General features: G+C 33.9%; 15 protein-coding genes. 8 read left to right on the forward strand and 7 right to left on the reverse strand.

From position 1 onward, the window contains the following. Nucleotides 1-67: 67 nt before the first annotated feature. The 7 genes from AW729_RS07225 to AW729_RS07255 all read right to left on the reverse strand — a co-directional run bounded on the left by AW729_RS07225 (nt 68) and on the right by AW729_RS07255 (nt 8,670). Nucleotides 68-1,687 (reverse strand): ABC transporter substrate-binding protein, encoded by a 1,620-nt coding sequence (locus AW729_RS07225; protein WP_112124477.1) that lies wholly within the window; start codon nt 1,685-1,687, stop codon nt 68-70. Between the two features lie 218 nt (nt 1,688-1,905). Continuing rightward, entirely contained in the window at nt 1,906-2,517 is a 612-nt protein-coding gene (locus AW729_RS07230) for an ABC transporter ATP-binding protein (protein ID WP_112124478.1), read from the reverse strand. Next, nucleotides 2,501-3,457, reverse strand: a complete 957-nt coding sequence (locus AW729_RS07235; RefSeq protein ID WP_112124479.1) for an ABC transporter ATP-binding protein — start codon at nt 3,455-3,457, stop codon at nt 2,501-2,503. Before AW729_RS07235 ends, AW729_RS07230 begins: the two co-directional genes overlap by 17 nt. A gap of 14 nt (nt 3,458-3,471) precedes the next feature. Beyond that, nucleotides 3,472-4,323, reverse strand: a complete 852-nt coding sequence (locus tag AW729_RS07240) for an ABC transporter permease (RefSeq protein WP_112124480.1) — start codon at nt 4,321-4,323, stop codon at nt 3,472-3,474. After that, on the reverse strand, nt 4,316-5,311 hold the full coding sequence (locus AW729_RS07245) for an ABC transporter permease (protein ID WP_112124481.1): 996 nt from the start codon (nt 5,309-5,311) through the stop codon (nt 4,316-4,318). The genes AW729_RS07240 and AW729_RS07245 overlap by 8 nt, the downstream gene beginning before the upstream one ends. 95 nt (nt 5,312-5,406) lie before the next feature. Then, a complete protein-coding gene (locus tag AW729_RS07250) occupies nt 5,407-7,014 on the reverse strand; it encodes an ABC transporter substrate-binding protein (protein ID WP_112124482.1) in 1,608 nt (535 codons plus the stop codon). Between the two features lie 234 nt (nt 7,015-7,248). Then, on the reverse strand, nt 7,249-8,670 hold the full coding sequence (locus AW729_RS07255) for an IS4 family transposase (protein ID WP_112124483.1): 1,422 nt from the start codon (nt 8,668-8,670) through the stop codon (nt 7,249-7,251). Nucleotides 8,671-9,335: 665 nt separating this feature from the next. Between AW729_RS07255 and AW729_RS11290 the strand changes: the two genes are divergently transcribed. The 8 genes from AW729_RS11290 to AW729_RS07300 all read left to right on the forward strand — a co-directional run bounded on the left by AW729_RS11290 (nt 9,336) and on the right by AW729_RS07300 (nt 18,462). After that, a complete protein-coding gene (locus tag AW729_RS11290; RefSeq protein ID WP_162685841.1) occupies nt 9,336-10,760 on the forward strand; it encodes a hypothetical protein in 1,425 nt (474 codons plus the stop codon). 280 nt (nt 10,761-11,040) lie between these two features. Then, a complete protein-coding gene (gene ilvB / locus AW729_RS07270; RefSeq protein ID WP_112124486.1) occupies nt 11,041-12,711 on the forward strand; it encodes a biosynthetic-type acetolactate synthase large subunit in 1,671 nt (556 codons plus the stop codon). A gap of 2 nt (nt 12,712-12,713) precedes the next feature. Then, nucleotides 12,714-13,208 carry an acetolactate synthase small subunit gene (gene ilvN, locus AW729_RS07275; RefSeq protein WP_112124487.1) on the forward strand — a complete coding sequence of 165 codons (495 nt, stop codon included), beginning with the start codon at nt 12,714-12,716 and terminating at the stop codon, nt 13,206-13,208. A gap of 193 nt (nt 13,209-13,401) precedes the next feature. Beyond that, nucleotides 13,402-15,078: an acetolactate synthase large subunit gene (locus AW729_RS07280; protein WP_112124488.1), complete on the forward strand. Its 1,677-nt coding sequence runs from the start codon at nt 13,402-13,404 to the stop codon at nt 15,076-15,078. 5 nt (nt 15,079-15,083) lie between these two features. Continuing rightward, nucleotides 15,084-15,584 carry an acetolactate synthase small subunit gene (gene ilvN, locus AW729_RS07285; protein ID WP_112125258.1) on the forward strand — a complete coding sequence of 167 codons (501 nt, stop codon included), beginning with the start codon at nt 15,084-15,086 and terminating at the stop codon, nt 15,582-15,584. Nucleotides 15,585-15,685: 101 nt separating this feature from the next. Continuing rightward, a complete protein-coding gene (locus tag AW729_RS07290) occupies nt 15,686-16,468 on the forward strand; it encodes a hypothetical protein (protein ID WP_112124489.1) in 783 nt (260 codons plus the stop codon). Between the two features lie 414 nt (nt 16,469-16,882). Continuing rightward, nucleotides 16,883-17,659: a hypothetical protein gene (locus AW729_RS07295; protein WP_112124490.1), complete on the forward strand. Its 777-nt coding sequence runs from the start codon at nt 16,883-16,885 to the stop codon at nt 17,657-17,659. Next, the gene (locus AW729_RS07300; protein WP_112124491.1) at nt 17,659-18,462 is read left to right on the forward strand and encodes a hypothetical protein; all 804 of its coding nucleotides are present in this window, start codon (nt 17,659-17,661) and stop codon (nt 18,460-18,462) included. The genes AW729_RS07295 and AW729_RS07300 overlap by 1 nt, the downstream gene beginning before the upstream one ends. The last annotated feature ends 146 nt before the right edge of the window (nt 18,463-18,608 follow it).

Consider the following 18,608-nt stretch of genomic DNA (forward strand, 5'->3'; position numbering starts at 1 on the left):
TAAAAAAAATGATAATTAAAAGTATGGTGATACCTTTAATTATCTTGTTAAAGTTTTTTTTATATGATTATTTACGTTTCCAGTCAAGGATATTACAGTAATAATCCTGACCTAATTTGGATAATGTTCCCATGTCAACATTGTCTTTTACGAAGTATCCGAAGTGGTTGTCTGCTGCCCATAGCCATGGTGCATCACCATTAGGACCGAATCCTCCACTTCCTGTGTATGCTGCCTTACTCCAGTATTGATTTGCATCTTCTAGGCTTCCGGCCTGCATACCCTGTTCGAGGATTGCATCCACTTCTGAATTGTTATATGCGTTAGGGTTTCTGTAATCGGATTCCAGGTATCCTTCCTTATCCTTACTTAGGTATTGTTGATATACTGCTGAGTATGGGTTATCTGAGGATTGTTGCATTACTACTGCCTGTGAATACATTTTGGTGTAAATTGTATCCCAGTCGGCTGATTTAAGTACTACTTCAATACCCAGATCTTTAGCCTGTTCGGATATGATTGTTGCAAGGGATTGTCTGTCTTCTTTGTTAGGTGGATAATATACTTCAAATGATGCTTTTACACCATCTTTTTCTCTTATTCCATCACCATCGGTATCTTTCCATCCGGCTTCTTCCAATATTTTTTTAGCTTCATCCGGCTTGTTGTCTGTTACTTTAGCTTGTTCATTGGCAAATGGCAGTGAGTCTACTCCGGTATATTCTGCTTTTCCAAATCCTTTATATACTGATTCTACTATAGCTTCACGATTTATTCCTATGTTTAATGCTTTTCTTATTGCTGGATCTGAGGTTACGTTGTTACCTACAGGGTTTCCATTGTCTGTCTTGAGTCCGGTATCAGGTAGGTATGGTAATGAGAATCCTTGTGCCCTTGGACTTTCGAATTCTACCAGTTTGTATCCTTCTACTGTTTCGTTGTATGCTGAAATTGGTGCTTCAGCCACATCGATTTGACCTGATTTTACCATTTGTAAGACATTGTCCTCTTCAGGGAAGACCATGGTAATCTGTTTGAAGTATGGTTCCTTACCGTAGTATTGGTCGTTGTATTCAAATATTGCCTGTTGACCTTTATCCCATTGTTTGAGTTTATATGGTCCTGAACCTATTGGGTTTGCACCATATGATTCGTTATTATAGTCTTTTTCAGGTACTATACCAACATATCTCAAATCATAAATGAATGTGGATTGTGGTTTTTTAAGCTTAAATTCAACAGTAGTATCATTGACTGCTTTTGCTTCCTCCAAATTGGTAAGGTCAAGTTCCCCGTCACTTACTTTTGCTTCGTTGAAGGTGAAGGCAACATCTTTTGCCGTCAATGTTTCGTTGTTCGTGAATTTTACATCATCTCTAATGTTTACCGTCCAAGTTAACCTATCCTCACTGATAGTGTAATTTGTCGCTAAGTCATTAACAAAACTACCATTTTCATCTGAACCGAATAATGTACTTTGAACTAATGGATTGAAGTTCAAGTGTCCATTACCCCACCCTGTCAGTGGGTTGAATCCTGTTTCAGGCTCTCCTGTATGTCCAGGTACCGTTATGACGATGTGAGTTGGATCATCGTCTGTACTGTTACCCAGCATTGAAGAAGCTGCAATAATAGCTATGATAATAACTGCTAATGCTATAATAGCATATTTTATCTTATTATCCATAGTTATTTCTCCTACTAATAAATATAATAAAGAATTTATTCAGGAAGTAATACATTTTACCCAAAATGGACTAAAAAAGTAATACATGTCATAAATTAATTATTACATATGTTTAGTTTAATTAAACTTGTATTTAAATATTACTTTAATAAGATAAAGTAATACGATTAGGGCAAAAATCAATTAAAAAGTAATACGTTCAAAAAAAGAGAAAAAAATTATATCTGATTTATTTCATTGAACAAAACAATGTCATCAGATATAACTTCCAACAAATCCTTATCGTGACTTACTGCAAGTATGCCTATGTCGTTTTTCATACAGTAGTCAATCAAGGAATCCCATATCTGTACTTGCGTAACGGCGTCAAGCATCGTGGTTATTTCATCGGCAATAATAAATTTGGTCTTTGGATTCAATGCCCTGAGAATACTGAATCTCTGCAGTTCTCCACCGGAGAGTTCACTGGGCCATCTTGTCATCCAACTGTCCTTCAAACCGAAAGTTTCCTTCAGTTGGTCGGGAGGATTCCAGGACTCTCTAAGTACCTTATTCATTTTCCATTTAGGATTCATGGTTTTTTCAGGGTGCTGGAATATCAGCTGAACCGGACAATAGCCTTTCTTATCTATGGCCTTTTCATCCAATGTAACAGTTCCGCTATAATTATCTATATACCCAGCAATTATCTTGCATAAGGTACTTTTTCCACTACCGCTATCGCCCATCAAACCAATGACCTTATCGTGACTTACCGAAATAGATAGATTTTTTAATATTGGCTTGTTCTTCTTATATGCAAACGAAATGTTTTCAGCCTTGAGAGTCATCTTCTACCTCCTTGCTATAGTTATGACAACGTATCATTACACCATCGACATCTATAAGCTCCGGTTTAACGTTTTGACAAATGTCTTTTCTTACAGGGCAATTTTCATAGTAAACGCATCCTTGAACTTCTTCCAATGGCTGCACACCCTTTGTTAATTTAAAACCGTTCTTAGGTAGAGCTTCCATTAATGATTTCGTATAAGGATGCAGCAGCTTATTGACATCCCTGAAGTTTTCCGTATTATTAATCTCGATTACGTATCCGGAATAAAATATGGCTATTCTGTCGGCGGTCTCCAAGGCCACCTTTATATCATGGGTAATCAATAGAACGCCTTTTCCTTCATCCTTTAAAGCTTTGATATCCTTAACGGTCTCCTCAACACTTTTTTCATCCAAACCCGGCGTCGGTTCATCTGCTATCAATAAGTCCGGATTGTCCAGCAATGCCGTGGACAAGAGTACCTTTCTTGCCATCCCCCCGGACAGTTCAAATGGATACAAATCATCAACGCTTTCGTCCAATCCATATTTGGCGAATACTTCCCTTTGATGAAGCTTCTTCCTATCGTATTCATCCTCATCTTCACATTCTCCAATTGCTTGCTGAGAAACTTTCATTAATGGATCTAAAAAATTAACGGACTGTGGAATCAGACAAATCTCCTTACCGCGTATCTCTTCCTTTAAATTTTGATCCAATACTTTTCCTTTATATTTTATTTCTCCTATAACATTAGCATTATAAGGTAAAATTCCTAGAATTGAATGGGCTAAAAGACTTTTACCTGAACCGCTTGAACCTAATACTGCAACAATTTCATGTTCATCAACATCAATAGTTAAGTCAGATATTACTTTAAGTTCATGACGATTCAAACCTTGAACATATTGAGTAAAGGATATTGATAAATTATTTACTTCTAATAATTTTTCCATGAAAACCACCAAACCTAGTTATTCGCTTCTGAAGGATCCAATAACCGTTTAAGGTTATCACCTATAATGTCAAACAATAATACAACTATTAATAATGCAATTCCTGGGAAGAATGCTAACCACCAGGCGCCCATTGCAAGATAAGACATTGATTCTGACAATATTATACCAATAGCAGGTTCATGTGGTGATAAACCAAATCCTAAGAAAGTAACACTTGATTCATGCATAATTGCATGAGGAAATACCAATAAAGTACCTACAAATACTTGAGATAATACTAAAGGCAGTATATGTTCTTTTGCTATCCATAACTTACTTTTACCAAATTTTCCTGATAAGGCAACATATTCAGATGTGTTAATTTGCATTATCTCCGCTCTCAACACTCTTGTTAAATTAATCCAGTGCGAAAATGCCACTGCCATTGTGACTCCAAAAGCACCCTTTCCTAATGCGATAGATATCATCATTATTAATAAGATATGAGGTATTGATGCGAACAAATCAATTAACCATGCAACTACTTCGTCAGAAAGTCTGTTTATACTTGAAATGAATGCCAGTATAACTGCAATAATACTGCTTATTATAGAAGCACCCAATCCAATGATTATACTTAAACTTAAACCTTTTACCGTTCTTATGAACATGTCCCTACCCATCCAGTCAGTACCAAAAATATGCTCAAAGGATGGGGGTTGCATTTTTATAGCAAAATTTGTGGGTAAATTTGCATCAATCATTAAACCCGATACAAAAATTATTAATAAAGCGAAAGCTGTAAGTCCTATGGTTAATAATGTTTTTTGTCTTAGATTTAATGAGCTGAATAAACCTTTATTATACCATGGCAGTTCAGTCATCGTCAACACTCCTTATTCTTGGATCAACATACTGATAAATTATATCAGCAATAAAGTTTCCCACATATACAAAAATTGTACTGACTATTACAATTCCCAATAATAAGGGTACATCTGATCTTAATCCTGCCGCTACAGTTGCCTGACCTATTCCAGGGTATGCAAATACCTGTTCAACAAGGATTGTTCCACCAAATAATTCATTAAATGATAGGAATTGCAAGGTAATGGCCGGAAGCAATACATTTCTAATTCCATGATTTTTTATCATTCCCCAAAAGCTTTCACCTCTGGCTTGAGCAAATAGGAAATAATCACTTTTCTTAACGTTGATAAGTTTATCCCGGGTATACATGGTAATGGAAGCAATTCCTACAACACTTAATGTTATTGCAGGCAATATTAATCTGTATAACCATTGCCAGAAAGTTACAGTATCTGATAATTGTCCGATAGGAACCGATAGACCTATAGGGAACCAGCCTAAATATACCGAGAAGACCATTAAAAATACAAGTCCTATCCAAAAGGTTGGTGATGCCTGTAATATGTAACAATATGTTTTAATTATTTTATCTGTCAATGTACCTTCCTTTGCTCCGGCAAGTATACCTAACCCAAAACCAACTACTGCAGATATTAACCAGGATGTAACCATAAGTGTTAATGAAGCTGTGAATTTTTGCATGATTACTTCTGTAACGGGTACTCTGAATATTAATGAAAAACCCATACTTCCGGAAGCCAGTGTCTTTAACCATCCTAATACTCTTTCAGATAAAGTTAAATCTGTACCCCAATAATGTCCAATGATAGCTAATTGCTCTTGACTAACTATCCTTTGACCAAGATATGCTTTAACAGGATCTATTGGAGATAATTGAATCATAATAAAACTAATAGAAGCTATAACTATCAGTAAAATGATTAATCGTACAATTTTAAATCCTAAAAATTTAGCTAATTTTTTGTTATTAATTTTAATCATCTCTTAAAATCTATTTAAAAAAAGTATTTGAAATAGTGAAAAAAAATGATGATTTATTTATAAAATAAATCATTAAAATATTTTTTTAACTATTATTATGTAGTTGCATTTACACGTTTCCAATCGTAGATGTTACCCCATATGTCTCCACCGTGTGGATAAATAAGGTGTGTGTCAGGGGATATATCTAATGAATCATCTACAAAGTATGTGTAATCCATTGTAGCAATCCATAAATATGGATAATTAGTGTTAGCTTGTTGTGAGGCTTGACTCCAAGTACCGTATGAACTGTTCAAGTCTTGACTCATGGCTGAATTAATTAAATTATCTACACTAGAATCATTAAGTATTTCAGGATTATCATAACCTTCACCTGCTACTTCTGAATCATATTGATGTTGAATTGCATATGGATCTGCTGAACCGAATCCCCATACTACTGCTACTTGACTACATGCTGGGTAGATTTCATCCCAACTTTTACCTTCTGGAGTAATTTCAATACCAAATTGTTTGGCTTGTTCTGCTACTGAAACTGCTATTGCTTGTCTTTCAGTTGCTTTAGAATTATAATATATAGGGAATGATGCTTTGAGTCCATCTTTTTCTCTTATTCCGTCACCATCAGTATCTTTCCATCCGGCTGCTTCAAGTGTTGATTTAGCCTGATCTACTTGTCCATCTTTTATAGTGGAGTCATATGCCCATGGTAACTGATTGGCAACACCTGTAGTGGTTATATTTCCAAATCCATTGAATGCACCATCCAATAGTTGTTGTCTATTTATTCCTACACTTAGTGCTTCTCTTACTGCTGGATCTCCTGTTACATTGTTACCATATGAACGGTTTTCTGAACCTATTTGTAGTCCATCATCCATTTGTGTTGGTAATGAGATTCCACGAACATCAATTGAATCAAAAGATTCTAAATGATAACCTTCTACTGATTCATTTGCATAGGATACTGGAACTTCTGCAATGTCAACTTCTCCTTTTTTAACTGCTGCAAATGCTGCATCGGAGTCAAGGAAAAGGTTGGTAATCTTTTTGAAGTACGGTTTTTCACCATAGTATTCATCGTTTCTTTCAAGGATGAACTGCTGTCCTTTGTCCCATTGTACCAGTTTATATGGACCTGAACCTATAGGATTCTGACCATATGATTCATTGTTATAGTTGGCTTCAGGAACTATTCCAACATCGGTTAACTTGTTAATGAAAGTTGAATCTGCTTTATCAAGAGTGAATACTACTTTGGTATCACCATCTGCTTTAGCTTCTTTCATTGAACTTAAATCTGCACCTTCTCCAAATTCTTTTGCAGTATTATAGGAGAATGCTACATCTTTAGCCGTTAATTTTGATCCGTCGGTGAATTTTACATCGTCACGGATATTTACCGTGTATGTCTTATAATCACCGGAGATATCATAATCGGTTGCTAAATCATTTACAAAACTGTTATTTGCATCTCTTTTTAAAAGAGTACTCTGTATCAACGGTTCCGTACCGGAGTCGTGGTAACCCCATCCGTGCATAGGGTCAAAACCGTATTCCGGTTCTTCACCGTGAGCGGCAACACAGGCTACCAATTCATCTTCGGCATGTGCCGTGTTTGAACCACCTAAAGCAATTGCAGCTATGGCGGCTACTGCCACGACAGCTATAATTGCACCTATTATATACTTTTTATCCATTTTTTTATCCTCTTTATATATTGAAAATAAATTTAATTAACATAAATATTAAAAGCAGTATTACACATGTTGATAGACATCACAAATAGTAATACTTATTCTTAAATTAATGTTAATGATTATAGTTATATTTTTATCAGATATATAAATATTACTTTTTTAGCAATGTCGTCAGGTTAAGATTTTGTCATGACTTATCTCTTCCTAAGAAATAATAATATTCTTTTTTTTCTTTTAATATGTTAGTTTATATTGTGTTTGTAAGTATCTGCGTGGTGTTATTTTTTTTCTTTCGTATTTTCGGGGTTTTTTAATTTTATTGGGTGCTGGTGTGCATTTTTTAATTAAATTGTTGATGAAATTTTTATTTTTTGTTGAATCTAATATTGCTTCGAATAGATCTATTTTGAGTCTACTGATTAAATTAGATTGATTTACATCATATTTGTCTTTTTTTCCTTTTTTCCTCATTTTTTGGTTTATGATTAGATTTAAGTATAATCTTGAATAGCAAAATACGTTATATATTAGAAATGTTGAGTAGATGTCTTGTTGTATTCCGATTTCTGTTTGTGCTGTGTAATTTTGTATTTGAAGTCTTTGTTTTAGTGTTTTGTATGTGCATTCTATTCCCCATCTTGCATCATATATTTCTTCTAATTGTTCTTTACTCATTGTTTCTTGTGGTAAATTTGTTATTAAGGTTTCAATTTCACCTGTTTCTAGTTCTATATTCACGATTCTTAAATTCAATGAACTAATTATATTCATTTTTTGTTTAAGATAATTGCTTTTGAATTGGTTTCGTCTCATTTTATCTAGTTCTATCTGGACTATTTCATCATCAGAAGTCATACATTCACGTTCTCCAATGTATGTGTCTTTTCTTAGTCTTATAACAAAATAACTGTGCATTTCTATTATTCTTACCATTAATTCTATGGAAGTATAGCCTCTATCAAATATAAATATGGATTCTTCAGGAATTATTAGTCTTCTACACTTTTCAAGGTTTCGATGTATCAGAGTATGTTCTCCAACACCTCTTCTTCCAATTAATCCATCGATTATGAAATTATTTAGAACATCCACAACTCCTGAAAATATAACATTAACCTTTTTATCGTAATTTTCTTTAAATCCAAATTCTTTCAAGGTTAACTTTTTATTTGGTAATTCAAATCGAGATCCATCACCAGCAAATAAACGAAATCCATAAAAAGTTTTAAAGAATGGATTTATTTTATTTCTATTTAAATAACCAATATTTCTCAAATAATTAAGACTAATTCTTTTAAACACATCCGGATTAATATTAATTCTCTGTTCTGAAAAACTTTGTTTACTATAACTATCAACACCATCTTCAACGTACTTCAAATGAGTATCAATATTATTCTGAATAGTTTTTCGTTGATTAAACAAAATATGTTTAACATAATCACCAAAACCCCATATACGATTACGAGTAAAAGCAGAATCATTTAAAACATGCTTTCTAAAATCAATACACTCGGATTCTATAGAATCTTTAATGAAGGAGTATTTAAAACTATCATTTTCATAGGAACAAACTTCATTAATTCCATCAAAAATCAAAAAATAAATTAACAACTTACAACAACATAATATTGAGGGGAGGTATTTTCGTTTCATAATATAATATATCCCCTCTTTTATTATATAAACCTATCATATACCATAAAATAACAAATAAAAATAGTACTACTTTTAAAAAATACATAAAATTGATAAATATCAAAATAACAAAAAATAAAAACCAATAAACAACCTATTAAATAAATAAAATAACCATAAATAAAATAACAACAAATACAAAACAAATATTTATTTAATAAGCAAAAATATAATTAAATTAACCTTAATTCTAATTTTAATAATAAATAACAATTTATGATAAAAATCAATAATAATCAACAAACTATTAATGATTTTAATCTATAAAAAGTTGCTGTTGAAAATCAGGTTGCTTAAATCAGAAATTAAAGTATTATTAAAACTTTAATTAGAAATTATTGCATAAATTAATCTTTATTTTTTAATCTAAAAATAACAAACTCTTTTTATTTTGAATTGATAATTATATATTTGTTATTCATTATTTTAATAGTTTTAGGTAAGTTTTTATAATATTTAATTAGGGCTTTGTTTAAATTATTAAAACAGTGATTTATATCATTATTTATTAATATTGTGATAAATATTAAGTCTATTATAAATATTAATATTGTTTAGAATGTTATTTTTGAAAATAAGGTTGTATAAATGTTTATATAATGTGTGGAGTAATATATATTATTATGAAGAAAAATACAAACTCCACATATAAATGTTTGAGTGAACTTCCATTTATTTTTTGTGGTCCCTCTGGTGATGTAGAAGTTTACGAAGATATCAATCCCGAATTAATTGAACACCTCTTAGTTATCTGTAAAATATGTAATAAAAAATTACGTATCATAAAAAGAGAAACTATTTGTCATGTATGTAATAAACCTCTTACACGTAATGGATATAAGTCTGATTATATCAACAATACAGATGAAATACATTTACAAAAATATAACCATAGAAAATGTGAAAACAGTAGTTGTATGGCTTCAGCAAAATCTATTAAAGAAAAAAATTGTACGTATACTAAATCAGTACAAGAAAAGAGCGTATTGATTAATTTGGTTAATTATGAATCATATGAGAAAAAATCAGAGGAAATAGCCAATCAAATGGGTGCAAAACCCCACAGATCTACCTTGTTCTATTATCATAAAAAATACTCAACAGAACTCTTCGAATATTTAGAACACCTACAATTCAAAAGAATAAAAGAACTCGATATAAAAGCTTCCGGCATATATTGCTTTGACGAACAGTACGTCTTTGTAAATAAAAAACTATATTTAAGACTTACATTGATAGATTACCATAATAAACTTATTATAGGCGATTTTCTTGTATGTGAAGAAGATTACAATAACCAAACCATACAAGAATTCCTAGAAGAATCATTGAAAGATCAACCAGTTGAAGTCATAGTTACTGACGGACGTAAAGGATACAAAAGCATAATAGAAGCAGTAGGAGCAATACAACATCGATGCTTCTTCCACATAATGCAAAACCTCATGACACCACTAACCAAATACATAAACAGAAAAAACAGACAAATCAAAACACTAGAAGGAAAAATCAAAGATAATAAAGAAAAAATAGCAAATATCAAGGCAGTAAAAAAGATTTATACAGGAAGAACACCATATTCAGACAAAAAAACAATAAGACAAGAAAAAAGAATAAAAAAATACGAAAACAAAATAAAAGACTACAAAAAAGAAATCAAAGAAATAGAAAAGGAACTCAAAAAAATTGACAAACAAAAAGAACGAGTACATAAAATATGGGAATCCAAAACATTCAAACAAGCAAAAAGAAGATACGACACAATACACAACCAAAAAGACCAACTAAACCCCATAATAGCATCATTCTTAGATAAAATAGAATCCAAATTAGACGTAATGCTAAATCACCTAGAAAACGAATCAATACCAGCAACAAACAACAGAGTAGAAAACTACTACAGAACAACCCTACCAAGATGTCAAAAAAGAATATACAGAACACTAGAAGGACTAAAAAGAAGAATACGAGAACAACAAATACGATGGACACACAGAAACATACTAAACCAAAACACACCACTCAACTACCAAACCACATACAACTAAAAAAAAAACAACCTCATATTCAACAGCAACATAAAAATAAAAATAAATTTTCTTAACCTGACGACATTGACTTTTTTAGACAATTGTATTACTTTTTATCTAATTATAATGGTAAATGTAATACATAAATTAAATTAATTAATAGATACAATTCCGATAATTTAATTGAAATATAATAATGGTTGGAAAAGCCATGGAAAAAATTAGAAAATCATCATTAAATATAATTCAAAGTAACTACAAATGTATATACATTATATAAACTTCAAGGTGTTTTAAAATGAAAGGTAGCAAACTATTAATAGATAAACTAAAGGAAAATGGAGTGGATACAATCTTCGGTTACCCTGGAGGTGTACTGCTTCCATTCTACGACGCACTATGCGAATCGGATATAAATCATATACTTGTAAGACATGAACAGGCTGCAGCCCATGCAGCGGACGGATATGCAAGGGCATCCGGTAGAGTCGGTGTGTGTTTGGCTACCTCAGGACCTGGAGCAACAAACGTGACGACAGGAGTTGCAACGGCGAACATGGACTCATCACCGGTCGTAGTACTTACCGGACAGGTTCCAACCGCCGCTATAGGTACGGACATGTTCCAGGAAGTAGATACGATAGGAATAACCATGCCCATATCAAAGCATAACTTCCAACCTAGAAGTCCAAAAAGAATAGCCGAAGACATTGACAAGGCATTCTATATAGCTTCAACAGGCAGACCGGGACCCGTAGTGATAGACCTTCCCCGCAACGTACTGGAAGAGGAAATAGATATAAGCTCATTAACCATAAACACTGACATTCCAGGATACAAGCCGACAAAAAAAGGCAACCTCAAACAGATCAAAAAGGCGATAAACGTAATCAACCAATCAAAAAAACCCATTATAGTAGCAGGTGGAGGAGCTATACTAAGCGACTGTGGTAAACAGCTCTACGAATTTGCAAAGCTAGCCAACATTCCGATAGCAACGACACTCATGGGAAAGGGGATAATATCAGAATATGATGAACTCTCACTTGGAATGATTGGAATGCATGGAATACAAACCACCAATAGGGCATTGACGGAGTGCGACTGCCTTATAGCAGTGGGATGCAGATTCTCAGACAGAAGCGTAAGTAACGCCACCAAATTTGCACCTAATGCCACGATTATACAGATAGACGTTGACCCCGCAGAGATAGGAAAAACAATACACGTCGACATTCCAATAGTTGGAGATGCAAAAATAACCCTGGAAGAGTTCATCAACCAAATGGATAAAACGGACAATGCGAACTGGACAAAAGAACTTATCGCAAAAAAACGGGACAACGAAGAAAACATATCCTACACGCAAATACCTTTAAAGCCACAGGAGTGCATAAAGGAAATCATGGAAGCTGTAACTGCCGATACTATAGTGACGACCGACGTTGGCCAAAACCAGATGTGGATGGCACACTACTACAAGACCAGAAATCCGCGGACATTCATCTCAAGCGGAGGACTCGGAACAATGGGATTTGGACTGCCGGCTGCTATGGGAGCACAATTTGCAAAACCTGACGCAAATGTACTTGCAATATGTGGAGATGGTGGATTTGCAATGGTATCACAGGAGCTTGCAACGATAAAGGAAAACGACCTACCTGTAGTTGTATGCATACTGAACAACCGTTACCTTGGAATGGTGGCACAACTACAGAAGCTCTTCAACGACCACGTATATGCTACGAAACTGACTGCAACCCCGGACTTCGTAAAACTGGCCGACGCTTATGGAATTGAAGGCCAGAGAGTCGAGAAAGTGGGTCAGCTGAGAGAAAGCATAGAAAACGCGTTCAAATCAAGGGAAGCTACCCTGATAGATGTGGCAATAGACCGGGAAGAACTATTGCCGATAGTACCTCCGGGTCAAAGTCTGGACAAGATGAAAATGACATTTGATGAGGAATAGAAATGACCAACAAGCACACGATAAGCATACTTGTAGAAAACAAGACGGGAGTACTGCAGAGAATAGCAGGACTCTTTACAAGACGAGACTTCAACATAGACAACATCAGCGTCGGTAAAACCTCGGTTGAAAATATGTCCCGTATAACGATTACGACATACGGCGACGACAAGACGCTCGAACAGATTATAAAGCAACTAAACAAGCTAATAGAAGTAATCAAGGTACGGGAAATGAAACCGGACCAGACAATAAGAAGACAGCTGGCACTGGTAAAAATACACGCACCGACAGAAGAGGACAAATCAGAAATAATACAATACACAAACATCTTCAGAGGAAAGATTGCCGACGTTACGCCAAAAACCATCACGGTAGAAATAACGGGAAATCCCGACAAGATAAACGCACTCATAGACCTTTTAAGACCATACGGAATAAAGGAGATGACAAAAACAGGGACTACAGCAATTACCAGAGGACAAAAAACATTATAATCCCCCATCATTTCTATTTTTCAGCTGATAATCAACCTTTAAGCGGGTTAATACTAAATTTTAAAAATTTCATGATTCCATTTAATCACTTAAAAAGTAATAAATAAGAAGCGATATAAATATAATCACTTATTAATTGGAAGAAAAAAACAATAACCATAATTTTTATCAATCATTTTATAGGAGAAAAAAAATGAACGGAAGTGAAGCACTACTGAAAAAACTAAAGGAAAATGGTACAGATGTAGTCTTCGGTTATCCCGGAGGGGTACTGCTACCATTATATGATTCAATATATGACTGTGACATAAAACACATACTAGTTAGACATGAACAGGCCGCAGCCCATGCAGCCGACGGATATGCAAGGGCATCAGGAAAGACGGGTGTATGCATCGCAACATCAGGACCGGGAGCAACAAACCTTGTAACCGGTATTGCAACCGCACAAATGGATTCAAGCCCGGTAATAGCATTGACCGGTCAGGTCGGAACACCTATCATCGGAACGGATGCATTCCAAGAGGTAGATACCATAGGTATAACCATGCCTATTACAAAAACGAATTTCCAGCCAAGAGACTCAAGTGATGTGCCTAAAATAATAGATGCCGCATATCACATAGCATCAACCGGCAGACAGGGAGTTGTAGTTGTAGATTTGCCAAAAGACGTGCTTGAAAATGAAGTAACGGATGAGGATATGGATGCAAAACTGGAAATACAGGGATACAAGCCAAATACTAATGGAAATCCAAGACAGATAACGAAGGCTATCCAAACAATATTGAATTGTAAAAAACCCATCATCCTTGCAGGTGGAGGTGTAATACTTGCAGATGCATCCAAAGAATTGGTTGAATTTGCAACCAAGGCAAACATTCCAGTAGCCACGAGCCTTATGGGTAAAGGATCAATACCTGAAGACCATGAACTGTCACTTGGACTATTGGGTATGCATGGACTGGAATCAACAAACAATGCGGTAACCGACTGTGACTGCCTGATAGCAATAGGCTGCAGATTCTCCGATCGTACAACGGGTAAGGTATCTGAATTTGCATCGGATGCCGTGAAAATCCAGATAGATATAGACCCGGCGGAAATCGGCAAGAACGTCGACATAGACATACCTATAGTTGGAAACGCCAAGATAATACTTGAAAAATTCATAGGCGAAATCGATGGAGTCAACCACGGTGACTGGACCAAGCAAATCGTGAGCAAAAGATGGGCATACAAGCCTAAATATAACTTCGGATGCGTACCATTCAAGCCACAGGAATGCATCAAGGAAATAATGGAAGCCATAACCCCTGAAACAATTGTTACGACCGACGTGGGTCAAAACCAGATGTGGATGGCACACTACTTCAAAACAAAAAATCCGCGAACATTCATCTCAAGCGGAGGACTCGGAACAATGGGTTATGCCCTGCCGGCGGCTATAGGAGCACAAGTGGCAAAGCCCGACGAACATGTACTTGCGGTTGCAGGTGACGGAGGATTCCAGATGGTATCACAGGAACTTGCAACGATAAAGGAATATGATTTACCTATAGTAACATGCATCCTAAACAACAGGTATCTTGGAATGGTATATCAATGGCAGGTGTTATACTACAACAACAGGATATCCCAGACAGAACTGGCACCTACGCCGGACTTTGTACAGTTGGCAAAGTCCTATGGAATAGATGCCGTATCGGTTGAAGAAATAGGTAAGCTTAAAGAGAATATAATGGAAGCATTCGATCAAGGAGAAGCCCGTGTAATAGAAGTTAAAATCGATTCGTCAGAACTGCTGCCAATGGTTCCGCCGGGTGAGAAGATTACAAAAATTGTTGGAGAATATAAGCAAGAGGAATGATTAATATGACAAAACAGAACAAACATACAATCAGCATACTCGTTGAAAACAAGACGGGAGTACTGCAGAGAATAGCAGGACTCTTTACAAGACGAGACTTCAACATAGACAACATTACAGTGGGAAAAACGGCTGAGGAACACATTTCCCGAATGACAATCACGACATACGGCGATGGCAAGACGCTCGAACAGATTATAAAGCAACTAAACAAGCTAATAGAAGTAATCAAGGTACGTGAAATGAAACCGGACCAGACAATAAGAAGACAGCTGGCACTGGTTAAAATACACGCACCGACAGAACAGGACAAATCAGAAATCATACAATACACAAACATCTTCAGAGGAAAAGTAGCTGACGTCACCCCAAAAACCATCACGGTAGAAATAACGGGAAAACCGGATAAGATAAACGCACTCATAGACCTTTTAAGACCATACGGAATAAAGGAGATGACAAAAACAGGAATAACTGCAATTACCAGAGGACAAAAAACATTATAATCCCCTTTTTTTACAATTTTTTTAAATATTATATTTGAATATGTTAAAAAAGTTATTTCCACCTACAAATGATAGAAAGACTATAACAAAAGAGGTTGATTATGGACAAGTATATTATTACTTATTTAGCAATGATAGCAATTTTTTTGATTATGACATTAATATTAAGAGTTTTATATCAAAAACTTAAGAATACAGACATACACATTTTAAAACCAGAGGAATATTTACCTAAACAAGAGATTCAAACACTCAAACAAGTATTTTATTTAGTCATGATGACATTGTTTGTTATAAATATCTTTTATCAAGTGGTTGCTCAGGGAAATGATGTGCTGTATTTTGCAGTATTGGATATTATATTGTCCCTAATTACACTAGCAAATATAAGAATACATGATTTAAAATCCATTTTAATCGCATTAGCAATCATTCCATATTCCAGTATGGATTATATGATATTTGATGATTCATTTATTATATTATCAGTAATATTATTCACGATTCATCTGATAGCGTTATTCTATTTTACCATGTATTTCTATAAAAAGTTTAAGCAATTTACAAAATCTCAGGGTTTAAGTTACACCATTCTGCTATTATTTGGAATAGTATTCTTTAGTTTCATATTCACTTCAATAGTCGAAAGTGTAAACCTGTTGGATTCATTAGTAATGGTATCCAATGCATTTACAAGTAATGGTTATGCAATTCTAGGAAGTACAATACCAGGTAAGCTAAATTCAATATTCCTTGTTTGGTCAGGTTATATTCTATCAAGTGTGGGTACTGCCACATTAAGTGTTGGATTAATGATAAAATATTATAATAATCGATTTGATAAAATGGAAAAAATGATCCAAGAATTAAAAGAAGATAAATAAATTCAGCAAATTATAATCCAGACGAGTTTAATCATAATATTAACCTCTTTATTCTTAATTTTTAAGATGAAAACATTTCTTCATTGGAAAACAGAACACCCCAGAGTGTCAAGAATAAATGCTTTATATTACTACTATGACATGGGGGATAAAAGATAAGAAAAAACCGGGATAACCTCCATAAGAAGAGGACAAAAATACACCATAACTAACCTCCACCTTTTTATCATTTCATTTCAAGTTAATGGTTAATATAATCAGGATTAATATAGATGACTGATTTGTTTTGTCTTAAAGGTATTGGGCAGAATCTTATTCTATTATACTCAGAATAGAAATGCATTGTTGAAACTGCAAAAATGTTAATATCCTTAAATATAAATAGTTAAATAAGAAATAAATTGGTGAAGATTTGTGGAATTATTGACTGAAACTATATTTCAATTTGCTATAGTAATTTCTATTTTTTTAGTTTTAACCATTATTGGCGAATATGCATATAAATTAAAAAATAAATATGGGAAATCTATAGATGTGAATGAATTATTGCCCGAAGATGAAATTCATAGCTTAAGACAGGTTTTTTATTTAATTTTAATGGCACTGTGTGTTGTAGATATCTTCTATACTTTTATTGGTGATGGAATCGAATTTTTGTATTCCTTTCCAATATTTGATATTGCACTTTCATTATATTTTGCAATAAAAATAGACAAAAGTTCTATGAAAAATAAGATCATCTGGTTGTTGCTGGTGCCTTATGGAACATTGTGTTTCCTGCTATTCCATACCCATTTGGTAATTTACATGGGTTTGATTCATGTATTGGTATTCATATACTTTGCCAAACTTAGCTTCGATAAATTTATGGAATATACCAATTCAAATGGTTTGGGAATAACCATAATATTATTATTTGTTATAATATTTGCCAGTTTCTTTATAACACAACATGCTGAAGGTGTAAATGCCCTGGATTCTCTTGTAATGATTTCCAATGAATTTACAGGTAATGGCTTTGCCGTTTTTGGAAATTCAATTGCCGGTAAACTTAATAGTTTACTTCTAGTTTGGGGTGGATATGTCATTTCAGGAGCGAGTGCTGCAACATTAACTGCGGCAATTTTAATCAAACACTTCAAAAAAAGATTTGCTGAATTAGAAAAATTAATTGAAGGAGAGGATGAATAATGGAAAGTCTACCTGCAATATATCTTATCATTCAATTATTGTGTGTAATTGGAGTTTTTGCCTTCCTTGCATATGCCAGTAAATATATTGTTAAAAAGGTTAAATCCAGTTCCTGGTTTAAAAATTCAAAATTTTTAAATCCTATGGAATATTTTCCTCAAGAGAAAATATTATCTTTAAAACAGCTTTATTACCTGATAATGATACTTGTCTTTATAGTGATTGGTTTATATATAATATTTGAGTGGACGGATGGTTTGTTTGCCATTTCTATTTTGGACATTATTATTTCAATATATCTATTTAGTAATATGGGCTGGAATTCTTTAAAAGACAAGATTATATTCTTTTTATTAATTCCTATTGGTTCTATGATAAGAATATTATTTGGACATAACATACTCATCTACTTTAACATTGTCCACGTTCTTGGATACGTATACCTCATCCAAGTTTACTATCGTAAATTTGTGAAGTATACTGAAAATAACGGTTTAGGTATAACTATACTATTATTATATACAATAATATTGGTAAGTTTCATATTTACAATAATAGTTGAGCAAGTTTCTCCGTTGGATTCGATTGTTATGGTTTCAAATGCCTTTACAAGCAATAGTTTCGACGCTGCCGGAAAATCAGTGATTGGTAAACTTGATTCATTGGTACTGGCATGGGGTGGTTTTATTTTATCCGGAGTTGGTACTGCCACATTAGCCGCCTCTATTGTAAACAGATACGTTGATCGTCAATTTGATGATATGAAAGATTTTATTAAAAATAATAAAAAAGACAACAAATAAAAACTAACTAACGATTGATGCATAGGAAAATATGAGATATAATCAATTAATTCTAAAACAATGAAAAAAATAAGAAATACTGGTTTAGACCAGGATATTCATAATCCCCTCTTCTTTTTTATCCGAGATTAAATTCATTGTTAACT

Origin of the sequence: Methanosphaera sp. BMS (assembly GCF_003268005.1) — an archaeon.
Classification (GTDB): domain Archaea; phylum Methanobacteriota; class Methanobacteria; order Methanobacteriales; family Methanobacteriaceae; genus Methanosphaera.

Coding starts and splice junctions, on each gene's coding strand:
- AW729_RS07225 (WP_112124477.1), bottom strand. CDS start 1,687: ATGGATAATAAGATAAAATATGCTATTATAGCATTAGCAGTTATTATC.
- AW729_RS07230 (WP_112124478.1), bottom strand. CDS start 2,517: ATGACTCTCAAGGCTGAAAACATTTCGTTTGCATATAAGAAGAACAAG.
- AW729_RS07235 (WP_112124479.1), bottom strand. CDS start 3,457: ATGGAAAAATTATTAGAAGTAAATAATTTATCAATATCCTTTACTCAA.
- AW729_RS07240 (WP_112124480.1), bottom strand. CDS start 4,323: ATGACTGAACTGCCATGGTATAATAAAGGTTTATTCAGCTCATTAAAT.
- AW729_RS07245 (WP_112124481.1), bottom strand. CDS start 5,311: ATGATTAAAATTAATAACAAAAAATTAGCTAAATTTTTAGGATTTAAA.
- AW729_RS07250 (WP_112124482.1), bottom strand. CDS start 7,014: ATGGATAAAAAGTATATAATAGGTGCAATTATAGCTGTCGTGGCAGTA.
- AW729_RS07255 (WP_112124483.1), bottom strand. CDS start 8,670: ATGAAACGAAAATACCTCCCCTCAATATTATGTTGTTGTAAGTTGTTA.
- AW729_RS11290 (WP_162685841.1), top strand. CDS start 9,336: ATGAAGAAAAATACAAACTCCACATATAAATGTTTGAGTGAACTTCCA.
- ilvB (WP_112124486.1), top strand. CDS start 11,041: ATGAAAGGTAGCAAACTATTAATAGATAAACTAAAGGAAAATGGAGTG.
- ilvN (WP_112124487.1), top strand. CDS start 12,714: ATGACCAACAAGCACACGATAAGCATACTTGTAGAAAACAAGACGGGA.
- AW729_RS07280 (WP_112124488.1), top strand. CDS start 13,402: ATGAACGGAAGTGAAGCACTACTGAAAAAACTAAAGGAAAATGGTACA.
- ilvN (WP_112125258.1), top strand. CDS start 15,084: ATGACAAAACAGAACAAACATACAATCAGCATACTCGTTGAAAACAAG.
- AW729_RS07290 (WP_112124489.1), top strand. CDS start 15,686: ATGGACAAGTATATTATTACTTATTTAGCAATGATAGCAATTTTTTTG.
- AW729_RS07300 (WP_112124491.1), top strand. CDS start 17,659: ATGGAAAGTCTACCTGCAATATATCTTATCATTCAATTATTGTGTGTA.